The sequence below is a fragment of the Kitasatospora sp. NPDC033851 genome (assembly GCF_055576085.1).
This window is the reverse complement of sequence record NZ_JBVIRL010000004.1, coordinates 242,599-260,745: the sequence shown is the minus strand read 5'-3', so window position 1 is coordinate 260,745 and position 18,147 is coordinate 242,599. Positions and strand designations below refer to the sequence as shown.

Sequence of the window (18,147 nt, the reverse complement as noted above, 5' to 3'; positions counted from 1 at the left end):
CGCCCCACCCAAGACCACACCGACCCCGCTGTCCAGCACATTTCGCGGGCGCGCCGGAACCCCTGGTCACCGCCCGTGCGTGGCGAACTTCCGTACGGCGAGCGGCATGCAGAGCGCGAGCAGCACGGCGCTCCAGAGCAGCGCGGCGAGCGTGGCGTGCTGCGCCGGCCAGGCGGATCCGGGTGCCGAGGGGTTGCCGAAGAGCTCCCGGCAGGCCTGGACGACGGAGCTGATCGGGTTCCAGTCGGCGACGAAGCGCAGCCAGCCGGGCATGCCGACGGTCGGCACGTAGGCGTTGGTGATCATCGCCACCGGGAAGACCACGACGGAGAGTTGGCCGGCCGCCTCCTCCTTGCCGACGGTCAGGCCGAGCAGGGTGCCGACCCACGTCATCACGAACCGGAAGAGCAGCAGCAGTGCGAACGCCCCCGCGGTGTCGGCGAGTCCGTGCCGGGCCCGCCAGCCGGTGGCGAGCCCGACCAGTGCCAGCAGCGCCAGGACGACCGCGCTGACCAGCAGGTCGGCGAGGGTCTGTCCGAGCAGCAGACCGGTACGGGAGACCGGCATGGAGCGCAGCCGGTCGGTGACGCCGCGCCCGACGTCGCGGGCGGCGCCGACCATCGTGGGCATGATGCCGTTGGTGGCGACCATGGCGAACAGCCCGGGCATCAGGAACTCCCGGTAGTCGCCGCCGCCCGGCACCCGCATCGCGCTGCCGAAGACGTACCCGAAGACCACCACCATGATCACCGGGACGCCCAGCGAGGCGGCCAACAGGCCCGGTGAGTGGCGGTAGTTGAGCAGGATGCGGAGCATCGACGTCCAGGTGTCGGAGAGCAGCCGGCCGACGGTGGACGATCGCGGGGCCGCGTACACGACGGTGGCCATCAGGCGGCCCTCCCGGCCTCGGCGGGCCCTCCGACCTCAGCGGGCTCGGCGGGCGCCCCGGCCTCGGCGGACTCGGCGGGCTCGGCGGGGGCCCCGCCCGACCGGCCGGTCAGCGCCAGGAAGACGTCGTCCAGCGACGGAGTCCGCACCGCGACGTCCTGCGCGACGACCCCCGCCCCGTCCAACTCCCGCACCAGCGAGGGCAACAGGACGGACACGCCGGGGGCCGTCAGCACCGTGACGGTCCGCTCGGCGACGTCCACCTGCGCGTCGCCGCCCGTCATCGCGGACAACACCACGGCGGTGGAGGCGAGCTGACCGGGCGTGGCCAGGGTGACGGAGACCTGACTGCCGATCGCCGCCTTGAGCCGGTCCGGTGGGCCGGTGGCGATGGCGGCGCCGTGGTCGACGACGACGATGTCGTCGGCGAGCCGGTCGGCCTCCTCCAGGTACTGGGTGGTGAGCAGGACGGTGGTGCCGCCGTCCGCCAACTCCTTGACGGTGTCCCAGATTTCCTGGCGGCTGCGCGGGTCGAGCCCGGTGGTCGGCTCGTCCAGGAAGAGTACGGGCGGGCTGGTGACCAGGCTGGCGATGAGGTCGAGGCGCCGGCGCATGCCGCCGGAGTAGGTGCGCACCAGCCGGTCGGCGGCCTCGGCGAGGCCGAAGCGGGTCAGCAGTTCGTCGGCGCGCGCCCGGGCCCGGCGGGCGCCCAGGCGGTGCAGCCGGCCGAGCAGGTGGAGGTTGTCGCGGCCGGTGATGCCCTCGTCGACGGCGGCGTGCTGCCCGGCGAGGCCGATGGAGCGTCGGACGTCCTCGGCGGCGCGGACGACGTCGTGTCCGGCGACCCTGGCGGTGCCGCGGTCGGGGGCGACCAGGGTGGCGAGGACGCGGACGGCGGTGGTCTTGCCGGCGCCGTTGGGGCCGAGGAGGCCACAGACGGTGCCGGCGGGGACGGTGAGGTCGAGGCCGCGCAGGGCCTGGGTGGCGCCGAAGCGTTTCGCCACGCCCGCCATCTCGATGGCGGGCCGGGTGGTGTCGGACATGGCTCTGCCCTTCTCTAAGTACAGCGTACGTAGAAGCGAATGCGGACGCAATCGTACTACGTACGACGTACGTATCTAAGGGGTCGATCCGGAAGCGTCTCTAAGATGGGAGAGCGAGGTGATCTTCCAGTGCCGTCCAGCAAGACCCCCACCGGCTCCGAGAGCCGAAAGAGCCCCGACGCTGCGCAGCAGCCGGGCAGGCCCACACCCCCCGAGGCCCCAGAACTGATCTGGCTGCGCCCTGAGCGCACCGGCCGCGGCCCGCGCCCGGCCCACAGTCGCGACTCGATCGCCGCCGCGGCCATCGGGATCGCCGACGCCGAGGGCCTGGACGCGGTCTCCATGCGCCGGGTCGCGGCGGCGCTCGGCGCGGGCACGATGTCGCTCTACAACTACGTTCCGAAGAAGGAGCACCTGCTCGACCTGATGCTCGACGCGGTCACCGGCGAGTACCGGCTGCCGCCCGCGCCGAGCGGCGACGTCCGGGCCGACCTCGCCGACCTCGCCCACCAGCAGCTCGACATCTCCCGCCGCCACCCCTGGCTGCCCGCGCTGCTGCTGGCCCGTCCCAGCCTCGGCCCCAACGCCCTGCGCTACACCGACCACTTCCTGGCCGTCACCGCCCCCACCGGCCTCGGCGGCGGAGCCCGGATGGAGGCGATGGCACTGTTCAACGGGTTCGTCACCCAGTTCGCGCAGTACGAGCAGACGGCGGCTGCGGGCGCCAAGTGGCAGGCGGAGCTGGTCGGTTACCTCAGCCAGGCGGCGATGAGCGGCGAATTCCCGCACCTGGCGCAGGCATTCGCCACCGCCGGCCCGCCCGCCGACCCGGACAGGGCCTTCGACCGCACGCTGGACCGGGTGATCTCCGCCATCCTGACACCCACCGGCGCCATCTGACGGATCGTCAGTTCGCGAAGGCCTCCCGCGGCAGCACCCCGGCCACCCGCCCGTCCACCAGCACCAGGACGGCCGGGTGGCCACCCCCGCCGGCCTGCCCGGCCTGCCCGGCCTGCCCGGCCTGCCCCACCTGCCCGGTCGGCCCCGCCAGGGCCGCCCGCGCCTCGGCCGGCGACTGCCCGACGCCCACCGTCGGCAGCGCCGACCCGAGCAGCGCGCCCAGCGGATCGCCCGGCTTGGCACCGCCGTCCGCGAGCACCGCCGCCAGCACCTCCCGCGACACCGAGCCCACCACCTCCGTCGCGCTCACCCCGAACGGGCGCGCCGCCCGCGCCAGCACCGCCGGTGCCACGCCACCCGGCACGGCCCGCAGCGCCTCCACCGCCTCGCCTACGGTCGCGTCGGCGGGGACCGTCACCGGCGGGCCCGCCGCCTCCAGCGCCTCCCGCACCGCCGTCTCCCCCGGCTCCTCCAGGAAGCCCCATTCCCGCATCCACACGTCGCTGTGCACCTTGGACAGGTACGAGCGTCCCGAGTCCGGCAGCAGCACGACCACCAGGTCGTCCGGGCCCAGCCGCCGCGCCACCCGCAGCGCCGCCGCCACCGCCGTGCCCGAGGACGGGCCGGCCAGGATGCCCTCCTCCCGTGCGAGCCGGCGTGCCGTCAGCAGCGATTCGCGGTCCGGGATCCGTTCGAAGGAGTCGACCACCTCCGAGCGGTAGGCCTGCGGCCAGCGGTCCTCGATCGTCTCGGGGTGGAGGAAGTGCCCGATGCTCTCGACGAACCACGGGCTGCCGTCCCCGCCTCCGTACGAGGAGGACTCCGGGTCCGCGCCGACCACGGTCACCGCGCCGCCGGACACCTGCTGCAGGTACCCGCCGGTGCCGGTGACGGTTCCGCCGGTGCCGACGCCCGCGACGAAGTGGGTCACCCGGCCGCCGGTCTGCTCCCAGATCTCGGGACCGGTGGTCCGGACATGGGCATCGGGATTGGCCAGGTTGTCGTACTGGTTGGCGAGCCAGGCCCCGGGAATCTCCGCGGCGAGCCGCTGGACCACGTTGAACAGGTGCCGCGGATCCTCCCGCGGCACGGTGGTCGTGGCGCGCACCACCTCCGCGCCGTACGCCCGCAGGATGTCCGACTTCTCGGGCGCCGACTTCTCCGACACCCCGGCGATCACCCGGTACCCGCGCCGCCGCCCGACGATGGCCAGGCCGATGCCGGTGTTGCCGGAGGTCGCCTCGATGATCGTCCCGCCGGGCTTGAGCAGACCGTCCCGCTCGGCGGCCAGGACCATGGACAGCGCGGCGCGGTCCTTGACGCTGCCGCCGATGTTGAGGAACTCGGCCTTGGCGTAGATCGGCGCCGCGATGCCGGCACCGAGCCGGGCGAGCCGGATCAGCGGCGTCCCGCCGATCGCGTCGAGGACGGATTCGTGCACTGCGGTCATCCTGGGCTCTCCTTGATCCGGTGCGGCGCGTGGGGACGTCCCGACCGAGCCTTCCCACACCCGCGCCCCGCCAGCCATCCCACAGCCACACCGGCACCCGCACCCACACCCAGACCCAGACCCCGCCGGTCGGCCGGCCGGCCGACCGCGAGTCGACCTCGGTCAGTACCCCTGCGGGTGCTTCGACAGCCACTCGCTGTGCCGCTCCTTCAGCCGGTCGCGCTCCTGCGTCGTGGTCAGGAAGACGTCCGCGCCGCCGTCGTACGGGTGGTAGACCCGCAGGAGTTCGGTGTCCGTGATGATCACACCGGCCACCTCGTCGTCGGCGACCCGTCGCAGCAGCCCGTCGAGGCAGCCGCGCCGCCACGGGCGCTGCTCGACGAAGGCGTGGCGGTGGATCCAGAATTCCGGGTCGGGGTCGTCCGTCTGCTGCCAGCTCCGCCAGTGGGTCGTTCCCGGGCGCGCGGCGGGGGCGGGCGGCTCCGACGTCCACTCCGGCGTGATCACGTACACCTCCGTGCCGGCGAACAGCTCGTCCAGCACGGTGTTGTAGCGCTCCAGCACGATCGCGTACTCGCGCTCGTCGTCGGGGTAGCGCTTGGACTCCGGCAGGCTGTGGAAGCGCACCCAGACGTCCCGCCCCTCCGCGTAGAGCCCGTTCCCTACGGGCTCGCAGCCCGGCCACCGCCGCTGCCAGAGCGCGGTCAACGCCTCCCGGTCCACCGGACCCCCTCCGTCGCTTCTCCTCCGGTTCTGCTCCGGATCGCCCGCGAGTCTGTCACACCCACCTCTCCAGCCCCGGCGTGTGAAATCCCCTCGTCACGGCCGCCCGGCTCCCGTACCGTGGTCCGGTCGCTGATCTTGAGGGCAGAACGGGGCTCCACACCATGCAGCAGTACCAGGGCTGGGCCGACGAACGCTTCGGCGCCGTCGCGGATGCCTTCGCGCGCAACTTCGCCGAGTTCCCCGAGCTGGGCGCCGCCGTCACGGTGTTCGCCGGCGGCCACAAGGTGGTCGAACTGTGGGGCGGCACGGCCGACGAGCGCACCGGCCGGGCCTGGACGCAGGACACCGTGGTGCCGGTCTTCTCGTGCGCCAAGGGCCCGGTGAGCATCTGCGCGCACCTGCTCGCCCAGCAGGGCCGGCTCGACCTGGACGCGCCGATCGCCCGCTACTGGCCCGAGTTCGCGCGGAACGGCAAGCAGTCGATCACCACCCGGATGATCCTCGGCCACCGCGCCGGCCTCCCGGCGCTGGACGCGGTGCTCTCCTTCGAGGAGATCGCCGCCTGGGAGCCGGTGATCCGGGCGATCGAGGCGCAGGAGCCGCTCTGGGAGCCGGGCACGGCCTACGAGTACCACGGCCATGTGTTCGGCTTCGCGGTCGGCGAGCTGATCCGCCGGATCACCGGTCTGACCCCCGGCGCGTTCCTGCGCAAGGAACTCGCCGAGCCGCTCGGCCTGCCGGTCTGGCTCGGCCTGCCGGAGGGCGAACTCCCCCGCCTGGCCCGACTGGTGGAGGCCGAGGGCCGCCGTCCGATGCCCGGCCCGGAGCACCTGCTCACCCGGATCGTGACGATGAACGGCGCACTGGCCTTCCCCGGCCTGGACGTGCCGCACGGCTGGAACGACCCGGCCCTGCACGCGATCGAGCTACCCGGCGCGGGCGCCGTCGCCTCTGCCACCGGCCTCGCCGGCCTGTACGCCGCGGCCGTCACCGGCCTGGACGGCGGCGAGCGGCTGCTCTCGCCCGACACGGTCACCGACGCGGTGCGCGAAGTCTCCTCCGGCACGGGCTTCCTGGGCTTCGACATGGGCGCCCGCTGGGGCTCCGGCGTACTGCTCGACTCCCCCGCCTTCCGCAGGCTGCTCGGCGGGCGCAGCTTCGGCAACGACGGCGCCGGCGGCCAGTTCGCCTTCGGCGACGACGAGTTCGGCATCGGCTTCGGCTACGTCGCCAACCGGATGATCGGCCACGGCGACGCCCGGGCGACCCGACTGATCGACGCGGTGCGCGGGTGCCTGGGATGACGGACTTCATGGCTGTCCTCACCGGCCTGGCCACCACCGGCAGCCTCGGCGAGCTGCGCTACGGCGCCTCGCTGCCCGAACTCGCCGCCCACTACGGCGATCCGTGGGACCAGGGCCGGATCCACCGCGAAAGCCGCTGGCCGCGCGCCTACCACTGGGGCGACGTGATGACGGTGTTCTGCCGCTGCCGCCGGCTCCACTCACTGTCCCTGTCGGCCTGGAATGACCAGCTCGAATTCCCCCGGCCGGGTGGCGAGTTGGTGACGCTCGACACCATCGTCACCGAGACCGAGCTGATGGCCGCGCTGACCGCCACCGGCCACACATGGCAGACGGTGACGTACGAGAACCTCACGGACCAGCGGAACCTGATCTTCGAGCCGGTCGAAGACGTCCACGTGGAGCTGGTCCTCAGCAACCGGCCCGACTACGACGAGCCGCCGCTGGAGGAGTTCAGGCTGTACAAGGTGATCCTGTGGGGCTACGAGCACGACGACTGCGCCGAGCCGGACCCCACCCAGCCCGCCGACGGCTGGGGTACGGGCGACCACTGAGCACCGCACGGCCGCACCGGTGGCGGGCCGTCCGGGAGACCCCGACCGGCGACGGGCCGTTCCCACCCCCGTGTGGAACGGCCCGCCGCCGGTCTTCCCCGAGTCCCCCGAGCTCGCGAGCCCCCTGACTTCCCCGAACTCCCCGGTCTCCCCTGCTACTTCAGCAGGAAGTCGTACACCGCCTGCCGCCCGGCCGGGTTCGCCGCCCGGGTCTGCACCGAGTGCGACGCCCCGGGGACGATCACGATCTGCGGGTCGTGCGTCGACGCGGCCTGTTGGTAGAGCCATTCGTACGGCGTGGACAGGTCACGGTCGCCGCCGAGCAGCAGCACCGGCACGTTGGGCAGCTTGCGGTGGGCCGGCGGCGTCGGCGGCACCTGCTCGCGCGGCCAGTCGAGGCAGACCAGCAGGCTGCCGAGCCCGGTCGCGGTCGCCGCGTCGTACGGCCAGGTCTGCTGGGTGGTCAGCTGCTGCCGGGTGCGCTCCAGCGCCGCCGCCCGGCCCTCGACCGGAGTGTCCGAGGTGCCCCACGGGTACCGCCCGTCCGCGCACAGGGTGGCGGCGTGCAGGCCCTGGCTGAGCCATTCGGCGGGGGCGGCATCGCCCTGGTGGACGGCGTCGATGAAGGCCTGGAGTTTCGCCGGCTGCCCGGCGGCGGCCTCGTGCAGGGACTCCGGCACGCCGCCGTAGTTCGGGTCGACGAACTCGTAGCTGGTGAGGGCGTCCAGGATCTGCGCCCCGTTGCCGTACCGTCGGACGGTCTCGGCGAGGTCGGCGGCCGGGTCGGTGGTGCAGCCGGTGGCCTGGCAGGCGGCCCGCAGCACCCGGGCGGTGGCCGGCAGCGCGATCAGGTCGAGCGGGTCGTAGCCCTGTTGCGGGACCACCGAGTCGAGCACCAGCCGGGCCACGTGCGCCGGCTGGGCGAGGGCGTACCGCTCGGCGACGAAGGTGCCGTAGGAGACGCCGTCGATGGTGAGGCGGTGGTCGCCGAGGTCCCGGCGCAGCAGGTCCATGTCGGCGACGGTGTCCGCGGTGCTGTAGAAGCGCGCGTTCGGGCCGAGCGTGGCCGCGCAGTCGGTGACGGACTGCTTGCGGGGCGGGGCGAGGTCGGAGGAGCCCATGTCCTCCTGCAGCCCGGGGCACTGCAGGGCCCGCTCACCGGTGCCGCGCTGGTCGAACATGACCAGGCGGTAGTCCTTGAGGACGGGCTCGATCTTGCTCGCGATCCGTTGGATCAGCGGCACGCCGGGCTGGCCGGGGCCGCCGGTGAGGAACAGCAGGTCGCCCTTGGGGGCGTCGGTGTTCCCGGTCATCGCCACGTCGAGCTGGAGGGTGCCGGGGACGGCGCCGCTGTGGTCGAGCGGCACGGTGATGGTCCCGCAGGTGAATTCGGGCGCGCCCTGGCAGGGCGCCTGCCCGGTGATCCCTCCGCCGTGCCGGGCCGGTGCGTCCGGCGCCGCGACGGCAGGAGTGGCCACGGTGGTGCCGGCGACCACCGCGACGGCGCCCAGCAGGGCGGCGATGCGGCCGCGCGTGCTCGTCATGTTCGTCCTTCCGGTCGCGCCGCGTCCGTGCTGACGCGGTCACGGAGTCAGCTTGGGCCCGGGCGACTTCGAACGCGAGCATTCATGCCAGGATTCGACCAGTGTCGAATCGTCGCCTGCCGGAAGCCCGGCAAATCCGGCCGTGTCCGACGGCTCGACAGCCCGACGGCTCGACAGTTTCGACAGTCCGGCGACTCGACAGTTCGGCGACTCGACAGTTCGACAGTTCGACAGGGGGAAGGACACTGATCCGGCTCACGATCGACTCGACCGGGCTCGCCCGCACCCGTTTCGTGGTCTCGCCACTGCACGAGGCGGTCAACACCCTGATGGCCTCCTCGCTCAACTCCCGTACCGGGCCGTACGCCTGGGTGGGCCGCACCCGCCGGGTGCTGCGCCGGGAGAAGCTGGAGCTGCTGTCGGGGCTGGCCCTGGAACAGGACGGCGGCTACATCCCCGACTTCCTCTCCCCGCACCCCTCCGGGCCGGACCCGACGGTGGCGGAGCAGCTGGAGGCCGTCCGCCGCACCGACCCGAAACGGGTACGGGCGGAGCTGGAGACCGTCCGACACGGGCTGCCGGCCGCCAATCTGGCTGGCCGTCAGCTCCCTGATGTGGTGCTGCGCTCACTGGAGCGCGGCCCGCGCTACTTCGCCGAGCGGGTCGCCGACGAGCTGGGCCGGTACTGGGAGTCGGCCCTCGCGCCGTACTGGCCGGACGCCCGGGGCGTCCTGGACGCCGAGGTCGACCAACGTGGCCGCCACCTGGCCCGGTACGGCACCGGCTCCCTGTTCAACTCCCTCTCGCCGCAGCTCTCCTGGGCCGACGGGCTGATCCTGCTGGAGAGCCGTTTCGACGTGGCCCTGCCGGCCCGGATGGTCCTGCTGATGCCGACCCTGGTGAGCCGGAGGATCCACGTCATGCTGGACCCGGTGGACGGCTGCCACCGGGTGCCGACGCTGATGTACCCGGTCGGCAAGCCGCCGACCGTCCCGCAGACCCCCACCCCGGCGCTGGCGCAGCTGCTCGGACCGACCCGGGCGGACCTGCTGGCCGCGCTGGTCGACCCGATCACCACCGCCGACCTTGCCGCCCGGCACTTCCTGAGCGCGGGCACCGTCTCGTACCACCTGGGCGTGCTGCACCGCTCCGGCCTGGTCAGCCGGGTGCGCAGCGGGCGGGAGGTGCTGTACCGGCGGACGCCGCGCGGGGAGGAGATGCTGGCAACCCGGTAGCCCGCCGCGTTTCAGCCCCCGCCGGACTCAGCCACTGCCGGACTCAGCCCCCGCCGGTTTCAGGCCAGCGCGCGCGGGAGGACCACCCGCACCCACTCCTCCGGCTGCGACAGGTGCGGGGCGTGGCCGGCACCGGTGTACAGGTGGCGCTCCGCCTTCGGCAGGGCGAGGTCGATCAGGTCCAGCACCTCGCCGAACATCGGCGCGCTGTCGTCGCTCTGCGTGAGCAGCGCCGGTTCGGGGTACCGGGCCAGCCCGGTGAGGTCGAGGTCGAGCGCGTCCGGGTCGCGCAGCTCGTCCAGGTAGGTGGGCGCGTTGCGGATGTACGTGTGCCGGATCGGGGCGGGCAGTTGCTCCCACGCGCCCGGCCCGAAGGCGAGGCTGTCCACGTAGAGTTCGGCGGCCGCGGCCGATTCAGCCTGTTCCAGCAGCTCCCGAACGGCGGCGATCCGGTCGGCGAAGGCGGTGCCGATCGGGCGCAGGTCCGGGTCGGCGAGCAGGATGCCGGTGCCGGGCGGCTCGTGCACGGCGATCCCCCGGAGCAGGTCGGGACGGGCGGCGGCGAGCCGGAGGGTGACCAGCGCGCCGTAGGAGTCGCCGTAGACGAAGGCCGGAGCGAGGCCGAGCCCCTGGATCAGCCCGGCCAGGTCGGCCGCGTCCTCGTACACCGAACCCTGGGTGAGCGGGTCCTCGCTGCGGCTGTGCCCCCGGCGGTCGTAGGAGACGACGGTGGCGGACTCCGCCAGGCCGGGCACCACCCGCGCCCAGGAGTCCCCGTCGCTCCACGAGCCGTGCACCAGGACGACGCCGGGGCCCTCACCGTGGGCCTCGTAGTGCAGCGCCACTCCGTTCACCCTGGTCTCGGCCATCACGAGCCTCCCGATCTCGGCGGTGCTCCCCCACCAGCCTGACACAACCGCCTGGAAGGCTCAGATCCGCCGGTCGCGGCGGATCTCCCCCGCGCCGGGGAGGTCCCCGGACGAAGATCATCCTCACGCGTGATCCCGGCCGCCCCACCACCGTGCCAGGCTCGGCGCATGCACTACGTCGTACGCCGGATCACCGCCGAGGACTGGCGGGAACTCCGCGAGATCACCCTGGAGGCGCTGCGGGACTCCCCCGACGCCTTCAACCTGTCCTACGCCGACACCGCCGCCCACCCCGACGGCTACTGGCAGCACCAGGCCGCCGCCGAGGCCACCACCGGGGAACGCGCCACCTTCACGGTCCGTGACGAAGACGGGAACTGGGTGGGCATCGCCGGGGTCGAACCCGTCCCCGACGTCCCCGACACCATGTGCGTCCGCTCCGTCTACGTCGCCCCGGCCCACCGCGGCGCCGCCGGCCCCGCCGCCGACCTCGTGAACGCGACCGTCCGCCACGCCCGGGACCACACCGACGCACGGTGGCTGACCCTCGGCGTCAACGAGAGCAACGGCCGCGCGCTGGCCTTCTACCGGCGACTCGGCTTCGAGGACACCGGCAAGGTGATCCCCTACGTCCGGAACCCGGCGGAGAAGGTCTTCATCCTGGGCTACCCGCAGTTCCGGGACGACTCCGGTAACCGGCGCGACTCCCGGTAACCAGAACCGCACCCGGTAACCGGAACCACGCCTGGCAACCCGGAACGGCACCCGGTAGCCGGAGCCACGCCCGGCAACCCGGAACCGCACCCGGTAGCCGGAACCACGCCTGTCGGCCGGTCCCGCGTCCCGTCCTCAGTTCATCCCGCGTACCGGCGGCTCGTCCCGCGTCCCGTCCTCCGCCACCACCGTGAACCGCTCGGGCCCCGACACCGACAGGTCGACCGGGTACAGCGACGCCGTGCCGTTCACGTCCAGTTCGGCGCTCTGCCGTCCCGTCGCGGTGTCCACCCGGGCGACCCGGTCGCGCGTCATCGCCCAGACCGACGTCCCGTCCACCGCCAGGCCGGTGACCTGGTCGTCCAGCCCCGCCGTCCAACGCTGCACCCCGTCGGCGAGCGAGTAGGCCACCAGCCGGCCCGTCGCGCTGCGGCTCGGGTGCTTGCCGCCGCTGATGCTGACGTCGCCGGGCTTCTCGCCCGGCACGATGAACAGGTCCCCGACGACCACCCCGCCGAACAGGGGCCGGGCGTCGAACTCGTCGAAGGCGTGCAGCCCGCCGAGCATCACGTCCAGGTCGTACTCGTCCCCCGAGACCGGGATCGACGCCCGCTGCCGCCCGGCCCGGTCGTAGCTGAGCACCGCGTGCGTCCCGCGCTCGCCCTGGGCGTCGACCCACACCGCGAGCGGCTCGACCGACACCACCGCGAGGTTCTTCAGCCCGCCCGACGCCGGCAGCGCGATCCGCGACTGCTCCCGCCCGTCCGGGGCCGCCAGCGACCGCAGGACGGGCGCCGCCGCGCCGCACTGCGCCACGGTCACCACGTCCGCCGTCCCACCCGCGACCTGCAGCGGAGTGCAACCGGCGTCGGCCGTGGCGCGCCACACCGCCCCGCCGTCGGTCAGCCGCACCGTCCGCCAGCCGCCCTTCTCCTGCAGGACGGCCTGCTGCCCGGAGACGGCGACCACGTCCGGTGTCGCCGAGTCCCCGTCCCGGGCGGGCGCGTCCACGGCGGTGGTCCAGCCCTCCTTGCCGTCGGCCAGGTCGAGCGCGGTCACCGCCGCGCACGGCTTGTCGTGCGGCGAGTGGCCGATCAGCCCGACGCCGCCCGGGCCGACGGCGCTCTGCCCGGCACCGCCCTGCCCGGCACCGCTCTGCCCGATACCGCCCCGGCCGATCCCGCGGCTCATCGCGCACACCGAGTCCTCCCCCGGCGGCGTCCAGCGCCACACGACGGCACCGGTGGCGCTGCGGTACGCGACCACCTGGTCGGGCCGGACCCGCACCACCAGGTCCCCGGTCGTCCAGCTGCCCACCGCGCGGGTGGTGGACGGCCGGTCGAGCGGCGCCGCCCAGGAGTCGTTGAGGCCGTCCCCGGCGAAGCAGACGAAGATCCCGAGGCCCAGCAGCGCCCCGAGGGCGGCGGACGGCAGCCCGTACCGGGGGTGGATCAGCGCCCAGACGAAGCCCGCGCCGCACGGCATCAGCCCGAGGATGCTGATGATGCCCATGTAGGCGAGGCTGTCGCCGCCGAACCCGTTCCCCGGCCCGAACAGCACCGCCAGCCCCATGCTCGCGAACATGGCCCCCAGCACCCCGCCGGAGACCACCATCCAGGTATCCCTGCCCCAGGCGAACCTGGCACCCCACCCCGCCCGGACCACGCTGTCCTCGGGCCCAACGGCCATGCCGGTCTCTCCCCTGCGACGCCCCTGAGACGCGCCGCCCACCACGACAGGGCGACGATCATCGGATCGTCGCAGAGCCCGTCATGATCCGGAAACAAAGAGCAGGGAAAACCCCGGCCAGGGCGGGCCAATCTTGGCCCACCATCCTCGACCCGACGTCACCTCACACCCCGCCCCGACGTCACCTCACGCTTCCTCCGGCGCACCCGGTTCCCCGCCCTGTACCCAGTTCCCGTGCAGCCCCAGCGGCACCCGCACCGGCAGGTGGACCCGGGCGACGGGCTCGCCGGTGAAGTCCTGGGCGGCGAGGATCACCAGGTCCGTCGCACCCCGCGCCGGGTCGAAGACGTACGCCATCACATACCCGTCGTCCTCCCCGGTCGGCGACTCGGCGGCGACGAACACCCCCTCCCCCACCGCGCCATCGCGCCCGAACTCGTGGGCCTCGACCGTTCCCCGGCGCAGATCGTGCTTGAGCAGGGCGTTGCTGAAGCCCTCATCCGGACGGTCGTCCGCGGGCCCGGCCGGCGGCGCGTAGAGCTCGACGGCGGCCGCGTAGCCGTAGCGGTAAGGACGCCCGGTGTAGCGGGAGTTGAGGCGCGGGAACTCCTGGACCCGGTCGTCCAGCCGCTCCTCCTTCACCGTCCCCGCCGCCAGGTCGACCGTCCAGCGGTCGAGCGTGGGCCGACTCGCGCCGAGGTTCCGCAGGTCGATGCCCGGCGGATGCCGGACGACGTCGACCACCAGCGAATCCGCCGTCCGCTCGTACGCGTTGAGCGTGTGCCCCACCAGGTGCGGCGCGAGTTCGAACCACCGCACCTCGCCGCCCTCGCGCGGCAGCACGCCGACCCGGGCCGCGCGCCGCTCGTCCCAGGTGAACGGGACGCCGGTCGCCAGGTGCGCCGCGCTGAACACCACCGGAGTGTCGTACAGCACCACGAACCGCTCGGTGAGCGCGAAATCGTGCATGTACGGGTTCCCGGGCACCGGGATCGTGGTGGCGCGCCGGACGGCACCGGCCGCGTCCATCACGATGTGCTGCACCTGGTCCGAGCCGTAGCGGAAGGCGAGCGAGTGCAGTTCGCCGGTGTGCGGGTCGAACACCGAGTGCGCGTTGGCGCTGTACCCCTCCGGTGTCGCACCCAGGCCGCAGGGGCCCACCGTGTCCAGCTCGTAGGTGAGTTCGTACGGGGGGATGCCGCCCTCGGTGAGCGCGAAGGTACGTCCGGCGAGGCCCGCGACCTGCACGTTCGGGGAGATGTCCAGCCGCTCGTCGACGGGTGTGCCGCGCCGCGGTTCGCCGAGCAGGTCGGCGACGGATCCCGAGCGGACCCAGCGGTTGCGGTACCACTCGGCGCGCCCGTCCCGGATCCGGACGCCGTGCACCATACCCGCGCCCAGGGTCCACTGGTGCGCGGCGGGGTCCTCGATGCCCAGCGGGTTGGGGCCGTTGCGCAGGTATCGGCCGTCGAGGTGATCCGGGATCCGCCCGGTCACGGGCAGGTCGTAGGCGGTGACCTCCTCGGTCACGGGGGCAAAGTTCCCTGACAGGTAACGGTTCATGGGCTTGCGGCTCATCGTGTCGTCCTCTCGTCGGTCAGCGGATCACCGGTCAGCGCATCGCCGCCAGCGCATCGCCGGTCAGCGGATCGCCGGATCGCCGGTCAGTGGATCGCCGGATCATCGGCCGGCGGATCGCCGGCACCGAACGCCCGCCCCAGCGCAGCCATCAGCGCCTCGTAGCGCGGCCCGGCCTCGGCCGGGGCGAAGTGGCCGGCGAGCTCCAGGCTCACCGCGCCGTGCGTAGCCGCCCAGAAGATCTTGGAGACCTCGTGGGCGCCCCCGGGCCGGAAGACCCCGGCCGCCATGCACGCGTCCACGGCGACCACGGAGGCGCCGAACGCGCCCTCGGCCATGGCCAAGGCCTCGTCACTGGGCCGGAATTCGGGCACCGGCTGCTCGAACATCACCCGGTAGTAGGCGGGTTCGGCGATCGCACGCTCCCGGTAGGCCCGACCGAGTGCGGCCAGGTACGCCAACGGGTCGTCCCCGCGCGGGACTTGCTCCTGCGCGCGGCGCAGCCGTGCGAAGCCCTCGCGATACAGCGCGTCGAGCAGCCCCTCCTTCCCGCCGAACATCGTGTACAGCACCTTGGTCGAGGAGCCGATCTCGGCGGCGATCCGGCGCACGGTCAGCGCGGCGGGGCCTTCGGCGACGAGGAGGGCGATGGCGCGGTCGAGGATCACGGCGCGTACGGCGTCCTGGCCGGCCCGCTGCGCGTCCTGGTAGGGCGTGCTCATGAGCAACAACGTAACCCATCGGAAACAGTGTTACCACCCTTTCACGCCAACCGACTTGCCACTCCTTCCTCGCCCCTCGGCTGCACTGTCACGCTCCACCGCCGAGGGGAGTCACCGATGAGCAACTCCACCTGCCACGCCACCGACCAGACCCGACCCGACCCGACCCGACCGCATCGAAGCCCGCCACCCCCGGCCGACGCACACCGGCGGACCCGGAGCCGAGCGGCGCCGGAGCGCCCCCCAGCGTCGGCCCGACGATCCACCCGCCGCGTCAACCGCCGCCATCCACACGCAAGTTGCTGCCGGAGAAGGGTCGGCACCGCAGCACCCCCCCCCGCTCTTCACGTCTTCGCCACCACCCGCGCACAACGCCGCGCCGAGGCTCCCGTGGCCGTGATCGGGCGAGCAACAGCGGCGGTGATCTCCCTCGCGATCCTGCTCGTCCCGGCGGCGGTCACACCCGGCGGCGAACGGCCGCCCGAGGTCGGGGCGGGCTGGTGGGAGGTCTCGGCGAACGCCGCCAATGTCCGGATCGACCACGTCGGCGGCGACACCGTCATCGGACTCGCCCGCTCCGGCGACGTCGTGGAGATCGTGGACACCTGGACCTCACCGCTCGGTGCCCACTGGGCCAAGGTCATGGTCGTGCGCACCCGGATCACCGGCTGGGTCCTGTGGCCCCTGCTCACGCACCGCGACCCGCCACCGGAACCGTAGAATCCACCTGTACACATCAGGAAGGATCTCGCGTGTTCCGAGCGCACCACCCGCGCACCCCAGAACTGACCCCGCGACAGGGGAACGGGCCGGTCAACGGCGTCGCCCTGCTGCTGCCCGGCGGATTCATCCGAAGCCGACTCGGGCCACTGAAGGTCGCCGAGCTGGGTCTACGGGAACTCGCCACCGAACTCACCGACCGCGGCCGCCCGCACGGCCTCGCCGTCCACCTGCTGCGCTACCGCTACAGCGGCTGGAACGGCGACGCCGCCGACACCGCCGTCGACACCCGCTGGGCGCTCGACGAACTCGCCCGACGGTACGAGGGCGCGCCGGTTGTCCTGATCGGCAACTCGCTCGGCGGCCGCGCCGCCTTCCGGTGCGCCGGACACCCCTCCGTCGTCGGCGTCGCCGGGATCGCCCCCTGGCTGCCCAGCGGCGACCCGGTCGACCAACTCGCCGGCCGGCGGGTACTGATCGTCCACGGCACCGGCGACCACAGCGCGGCCAACGCCACCCAGTCCCTGGAGTACGCGCTGCGCGCCCGGCAGGTCGTCCCGGACCTCGCCCGCTACGAGATCCCCGGCGGCAACCACTACCTCCTCCGCGAGACCCGCGACATCAGCGCACTCACCACCGCCTTCACCCTCGCCACCCTGAACGCCGAACCCGCGGCGCTCGCCACCGGCGCCGTCCGCACCCGACTCCCGGCACGGATGTAGCACGCCCGAACTCCCCGGTCAGCGCGGCACCTTGTCCCCACCGACTGGTCCCCACCGACCGGACGTCGACGGCTGACGCCCCCGTCCGCGGCGAGGGCCACCTCAGCTACGACCTCTCCGCGCGGGCCGCCCTCACCTTCCGCTTCCTCGACGCGAGCGAGGCCGAGGAGGACATCCTGGCGGCCACCGAGCGGGCCGAGCAGACGGCGCAGAGCCGGCTGGCCGAGCGCGGCTACGGCTTCAAGAACCTCCGTTCCCAGTCCGAGGACCTCGGCCGCCTGTCCACCCTGCTCACCCGCCTCGGCGGCACCGCCCCCGGCCGACTCGGCTGAGCACCACCCCCGCCCCGACGCCCGGCACCTCCGACGCCCGGCACCCACGGTCCCCCGGCACCCATGCCCCGCCGGACCCAGCGCCCGACCCGCGCCCTAGGCTGAACCCGCACCACCGCACGACCACCCCGCGAAGGGCAGCGCCATGACCCAGACCCCCGTCACCACCCCCGACCTCACCATCGACGGCACCGGTCTGCTCTGCGTCCAGCTCCTGCTCCGCCTGCGCGCCCGGATCGCGCACCTCCCGGCCGGCGCGGTGGTCCACATCCACACCACCGACCCCGCCGCCCCGCTCGACCTGCCCGCCTGGTGCCACCTGACCGGCCACGACTACCTCGGCCCGGTCCCGTACGAGGCCACCGACCGCGAGGTGTACGGGCTGCGCCTCACCTCCGCCCCGGTCCGAACCCGCCCCGACCGCCCCTGGCACCCGGCCCCCACCACCGACTGATTTACCGACCCGGCGCCCGCCCCTCCGCCGGAAGACCCCGCGCGCCCACCCCCACCTGGCAACGGGGCCGAGAACGGCTCACACCCGACTTCCCTCCGCCACCCGGTGTGCCACGATGAGGAATGCCGAACAGCCGAGAACCACAGGGAGGTTGACCATCATGGACCTGACCCTCCACTGCCACTGGCGCGACCAGGACGGCCAGTGGGCACTGACCGTCAGCCACAACGGCCGCGAGTGGGAGCTGTTCGCCGCCGGCCCCTTCGGGTCCGAGTCGCTCCCGTTCGCGAACCCGGACGAGGTCCGCCGGCTCGCCCAGGCCCTGCTGGACCTGCCCGCCGAACCGGAGCCCTACGAGTTCGAGTGGGAGCTCTCCCGGACCGAGGTCGCGCGGACGGGGCGGGAACACACCTGCTTCGCGACCTTCGCCGTCGGGCTCGACCCCAGCGACGACCACCGCCCGTACCTCGCCTTCCAGTCCTACTTCCACTGGGACCAGACGACCGCGCTCGGCATGGAAGTGATCTGCGAGGACCCGCCGGTCGATGACCTCCGCGCCCAGGCCCACGCCTTCCTCACCGGGTTCCCCGGCCCCGCGCACCGCCAGCCGTAGCCACCGCGCCCGCGCCACCCCTACCGCTTCAGGCCACGGCGCGCCGCACCCAGTCCACCTCAAACGCCCAACTCTCCGGCGCTGCCCACC

At 73.4% G+C, this 18,147-nt stretch carries 19 protein-coding genes; 10 read left to right on the top strand and 9 right to left on the bottom strand.

Annotation, left to right across the window (positions count from 1 at the left end):
• Positions 1-66: 66 nt before the first annotated feature.
• Together ACZ51D_RS10685 and ACZ51D_RS10680 are read right to left on the bottom strand one after the other, a co-directional pair.
• A complete protein-coding gene (locus ACZ51D_RS10685; RefSeq protein WP_465661880.1) occupies positions 67-888 on the bottom strand; it encodes an ABC transporter permease in 822 nt (273 codons plus the stop codon).
• Positions 888-1,931: an ATP-binding cassette domain-containing protein gene (locus tag ACZ51D_RS10680; protein ID WP_465661879.1), complete on the bottom strand. Its 1,044-nt coding sequence runs from the start codon at positions 1,929-1,931 to the stop codon at positions 888-890. The genes ACZ51D_RS10685 and ACZ51D_RS10680 overlap by 1 nt, the downstream gene beginning before the upstream one ends.
• A 225-nt stretch (positions 1,932-2,156) precedes the next feature.
• Between ACZ51D_RS10680 and ACZ51D_RS10675 the strand changes: the two genes are divergently transcribed.
• Positions 2,157-2,831 (top strand): TetR/AcrR family transcriptional regulator, encoded by a 675-nt coding sequence (locus ACZ51D_RS10675; protein WP_465662031.1) that lies wholly within the window; start codon positions 2,157-2,159, stop codon positions 2,829-2,831.
• Between the two features lie 7 nt (positions 2,832-2,838).
• On the opposite strand, the gene ACZ51D_RS10670 is transcribed toward ACZ51D_RS10675, so the two are convergent.
• The gene (locus ACZ51D_RS10670) at positions 2,839-4,281 is read right to left on the bottom strand and encodes a pyridoxal-phosphate dependent enzyme (protein WP_465661877.1); all 1,443 of its coding nucleotides are present in this window, start codon (positions 4,279-4,281) and stop codon (positions 2,839-2,841) included.
• A 162-nt stretch (positions 4,282-4,443) separates the two neighbouring features.
• Positions 4,444-5,004 (bottom strand): DUF3885 domain-containing protein, encoded by a 561-nt coding sequence (locus ACZ51D_RS10665; RefSeq protein WP_465661875.1) that lies wholly within the window; start codon positions 5,002-5,004, stop codon positions 4,444-4,446.
• A gap of 164 nt (positions 5,005-5,168) precedes the next feature.
• Between ACZ51D_RS10665 and ACZ51D_RS10660 the strand changes: the two genes are divergently transcribed.
• Positions 5,169-6,311 carry a serine hydrolase domain-containing protein gene (locus ACZ51D_RS10660; RefSeq protein WP_465661873.1) on the top strand — a complete coding sequence of 381 codons (1,143 nt, stop codon included), beginning with the start codon at positions 5,169-5,171 and terminating at the stop codon, positions 6,309-6,311.
• A complete protein-coding gene (locus ACZ51D_RS10655; protein ID WP_465617144.1) occupies positions 6,308-6,865 on the top strand; it encodes a hypothetical protein in 558 nt (185 codons plus the stop codon). The genes ACZ51D_RS10660 and ACZ51D_RS10655 overlap by 4 nt, the downstream gene beginning before the upstream one ends.
• Before the next feature lie 155 nt (positions 6,866-7,020).
• Here ACZ51D_RS10655 and ACZ51D_RS10650 read toward each other — a convergent pair whose 3' ends face one another.
• A complete protein-coding gene (locus ACZ51D_RS10650) occupies positions 7,021-8,409 on the bottom strand; it encodes an alpha/beta fold hydrolase (RefSeq protein ID WP_465661871.1) in 1,389 nt (462 codons plus the stop codon).
• A gap of 293 nt (positions 8,410-8,702) precedes the next feature.
• Between ACZ51D_RS10650 and ACZ51D_RS10645 the strand changes: the two genes are divergently transcribed.
• Entirely contained in the window at positions 8,703-9,644 is a 942-nt protein-coding gene (locus ACZ51D_RS10645) for an ArsR/SmtB family transcription factor (RefSeq protein ID WP_465661869.1), read from the top strand.
• 59 nt (positions 9,645-9,703) lie between these two features.
• Here ACZ51D_RS10645 and ACZ51D_RS10640 read toward each other — a convergent pair whose 3' ends face one another.
• Positions 9,704-10,513: an alpha/beta fold hydrolase gene (locus ACZ51D_RS10640; RefSeq protein WP_360507467.1), complete on the bottom strand. Its 810-nt coding sequence runs from the start codon at positions 10,511-10,513 to the stop codon at positions 9,704-9,706.
• A 168-nt stretch (positions 10,514-10,681) separates the two neighbouring features.
• Here ACZ51D_RS10640 and ACZ51D_RS10635 point away from each other — a divergent pair, with 168 nt between their 5' ends.
• On the top strand, positions 10,682-11,227 hold the full coding sequence (locus ACZ51D_RS10635; RefSeq protein WP_465661867.1) for a GNAT family N-acetyltransferase: 546 nt from the start codon (positions 10,682-10,684) through the stop codon (positions 11,225-11,227).
• A 135-nt stretch (positions 11,228-11,362) separates the two neighbouring features.
• On the opposite strand, the gene ACZ51D_RS10630 is transcribed toward ACZ51D_RS10635, so the two are convergent.
• The 3 genes from ACZ51D_RS10630 to ACZ51D_RS10620 all read right to left on the bottom strand — a co-directional run bounded on the left by ACZ51D_RS10630 (position 11,363) and on the right by ACZ51D_RS10620 (position 15,216).
• Positions 11,363-12,916 (bottom strand): outer membrane protein assembly factor BamB family protein, encoded by a 1,554-nt coding sequence (locus tag ACZ51D_RS10630; RefSeq protein ID WP_465661865.1) that lies wholly within the window; start codon positions 12,914-12,916, stop codon positions 11,363-11,365.
• A 186-nt stretch (positions 12,917-13,102) separates the two neighbouring features.
• A complete protein-coding gene (locus tag ACZ51D_RS10625) occupies positions 13,103-14,446 on the bottom strand; it encodes a carotenoid oxygenase family protein (protein WP_465661863.1) in 1,344 nt (447 codons plus the stop codon).
• Between the two features lie 134 nt (positions 14,447-14,580).
• Positions 14,581-15,216, bottom strand: a complete 636-nt coding sequence (locus ACZ51D_RS10620; protein ID WP_465661861.1) for a TetR/AcrR family transcriptional regulator — start codon at positions 15,214-15,216, stop codon at positions 14,581-14,583.
• 420 nt (positions 15,217-15,636) lie between these two features.
• On the opposite strand from ACZ51D_RS10620, the gene ACZ51D_RS10615 reads away from it, so the two are divergent.
• The 5 genes from ACZ51D_RS10615 (at position 15,637) to ACZ51D_RS10595 (ending at position 18,057) form a co-directional block, all read left to right on the top strand.
• On the top strand, positions 15,637-15,936 hold the full coding sequence (locus ACZ51D_RS10615; RefSeq protein ID WP_465617132.1) for a hypothetical protein: 300 nt from the start codon (positions 15,637-15,639) through the stop codon (positions 15,934-15,936).
• 32 nt (positions 15,937-15,968) lie between these two features.
• Positions 15,969-16,658 (top strand): alpha/beta hydrolase, encoded by a 690-nt coding sequence (locus ACZ51D_RS10610; RefSeq protein WP_360507484.1) that lies wholly within the window; start codon positions 15,969-15,971, stop codon positions 16,656-16,658.
• 44 nt (positions 16,659-16,702) lie between these two features.
• Positions 16,703-16,990, top strand: coding sequence for a DUF6204 family protein (locus ACZ51D_RS10605; RefSeq protein WP_465662029.1), 288 nt, complete (start codon positions 16,703-16,705; stop codon positions 16,988-16,990).
• A 145-nt stretch (positions 16,991-17,135) separates the two neighbouring features.
• Entirely contained in the window at positions 17,136-17,444 is a 309-nt protein-coding gene (locus ACZ51D_RS10600; RefSeq protein ID WP_360507492.1) for a sulfurtransferase TusA family protein, read from the top strand.
• 160 nt (positions 17,445-17,604) lie between these two features.
• Positions 17,605-18,057: a hypothetical protein gene (locus ACZ51D_RS10595; protein ID WP_360507494.1), complete on the top strand. Its 453-nt coding sequence runs from the start codon at positions 17,605-17,607 to the stop codon at positions 18,055-18,057.
• The last annotated feature ends 90 nt before the right edge of the window (positions 18,058-18,147 follow it).

What these genes read in the sequence shown, in the direction of transcription:
- ACZ51D_RS10680 (WP_465661879.1), bottom strand. Translation starts at nt 1,931, where the DNA reads ATGTCCGACACCACCCGGCCCGCCATCGAGATGGCGGGCGTGGCGAAA.
- ACZ51D_RS10595 (WP_360507494.1), top strand. Translation starts at nt 17,605, where the DNA reads ATGGACCTGACCCTCCACTGCCACTGGCGCGACCAGGACGGCCAGTGG.
- ACZ51D_RS10685 (WP_465661880.1), bottom strand. Translation starts at nt 888, where the DNA reads ATGGCCACCGTCGTGTACGCGGCCCCGCGATCGTCCACCGTCGGCCGG.
- ACZ51D_RS10635 (WP_465661867.1), top strand. Translation starts at nt 10,682, where the DNA reads ATGCACTACGTCGTACGCCGGATCACCGCCGAGGACTGGCGGGAACTC.
- ACZ51D_RS10620 (WP_465661861.1), bottom strand. Translation starts at nt 15,216, where the DNA reads ATGAGCACGCCCTACCAGGACGCGCAGCGGGCCGGCCAGGACGCCGTA.
- ACZ51D_RS10630 (WP_465661865.1), bottom strand. Translation starts at nt 12,916, where the DNA reads ATGGCCGTTGGGCCCGAGGACAGCGTGGTCCGGGCGGGGTGGGGTGCC.
- ACZ51D_RS10670 (WP_465661877.1), bottom strand. Translation starts at nt 4,281, where the DNA reads ATGACCGCAGTGCACGAATCCGTCCTCGACGCGATCGGCGGGACGCCG.
- ACZ51D_RS10655 (WP_465617144.1), top strand. Translation starts at nt 6,308, where the DNA reads ATGACGGACTTCATGGCTGTCCTCACCGGCCTGGCCACCACCGGCAGC.
- ACZ51D_RS10600 (WP_360507492.1), top strand. Translation starts at nt 17,136, where the DNA reads ATGACCCAGACCCCCGTCACCACCCCCGACCTCACCATCGACGGCACC.
- ACZ51D_RS10660 (WP_465661873.1), top strand. Translation starts at nt 5,169, where the DNA reads ATGCAGCAGTACCAGGGCTGGGCCGACGAACGCTTCGGCGCCGTCGCG.
- ACZ51D_RS10650 (WP_465661871.1), bottom strand. Translation starts at nt 8,409, where the DNA reads ATGACGAGCACGCGCGGCCGCATCGCCGCCCTGCTGGGCGCCGTCGCG.
- ACZ51D_RS10640 (WP_360507467.1), bottom strand. Translation starts at nt 10,513, where the DNA reads ATGGCCGAGACCAGGGTGAACGGAGTGGCGCTGCACTACGAGGCCCAC.